At 73.1% G+C, this 1,039-nt stretch carries 2 protein-coding genes; one reads left to right on the forward strand and one right to left on the reverse strand.

The genetic code is table 11. From position 1 onward, the window contains the following. Nucleotides 1-293, reverse strand: a 293-nt coding sequence (locus AB0G02_RS42055; protein ID WP_360806732.1) for a GntR family transcriptional regulator, incomplete at its 3' end; no start/stop codon positions are given. Between the two features lie 113 nt (nucleotides 294-406). On the opposite strand from AB0G02_RS42055, the gene AB0G02_RS42060 reads away from it, so the two are divergent. Further along, the coding region (locus tag AB0G02_RS42060) for an enoyl-CoA hydratase-related protein (protein WP_360806735.1) at nucleotides 407-1,039 on the forward strand (633 nt) is incomplete at its 3' end.

The raw sequence follows: 1,039 nt of genomic DNA on the forward strand, positions 1-1,039 counted from the left end.
GCCAACGGCTGGGTGAACGACAGGTCCGCGACCCTGGGCACCGGGAGGTCGCGGGACGCGTCGAGGCCGGCGAACCCCGACTGGTCGCGGACGAACGTGCCCCGACCGCGTTCACCGACGACCAGGCCCATGGCGGCCAGCTCCGCGTAGACGCGCGTGGCCGTCGCCAGCGCGAGGCGTCGCTCGCGCGCCAGGTCGCGGTGGGTCGGCAGGCGGGTGCCCGGTGCGAGTTCGCCACGGCGGATCGCGGCGGCGAACTCGTCCACGAGGGACTTGTAGGTGGGTGGACGCACGGCGCACCTGTATCTAGGACAATCAGTGGATTGTGCCAACCTAGGCTGCCTAGCCTCGTCGCGTCCACGCACGCCACCGACCGCGGAGCGGTCGACCCGACGACGAGGTGCCCATGACCGTCCACATCGACCGGCGGGACGACATCGCCACGGTGACCATCGACCGCGCGGCGAAGCTGAACGCTTTGGACTACGCCACGATCGACGAGCTCGGCGCGGCCCTGGACCGCCTGGAGACGACCTCCGTCCGGGCCGTGGTCCTCACCGGCACCGGGACCAGGGCGTTCAGCGCCGGCGCCGACATCACCGACCTCGCCGTGAGCATCGCCGGGGGAACCGAACAGGCCCTCCGCGAGGTCGTGCGGCGGGGTCAGGGGCTGACCCGGCGCATCGAGGAGTTCCCCAAGCCGGTGATCGCCGCGGTCAACGGGCTGGCCTACGGCGGTGGCTGCGAGATCGTGGAAGCCGCGGCGCTGGCCGTCGCCGCGGAGCACGCGACCTTCGCCAAGCCCGAGATCACCCTCGGGTTCCCGCCGCCGTTCGGCGGGTCGCAGCGGTTGCCGCGGCACGTCGGCCGCAAGCGCGGGCTGGAACTCATCCTGACCGGCGACCCGATCCCGGCCGCACGCGCCGAGGCCATCGGTCTGGTCAACGCGGTCGTGCCGGCCGACGCGGTGCTCGACGCGGCCCACCAACTCGCCGCCCGTATCACCAGGCACGCCCCCACCGCGGTCACGGCGTGCCTG

The organism is Actinosynnema sp. NPDC023658 (genome assembly GCF_040639995.1).
Lineage (GTDB): Bacteria > Actinomycetota > Actinomycetes > Mycobacteriales > Pseudonocardiaceae > Actinosynnema.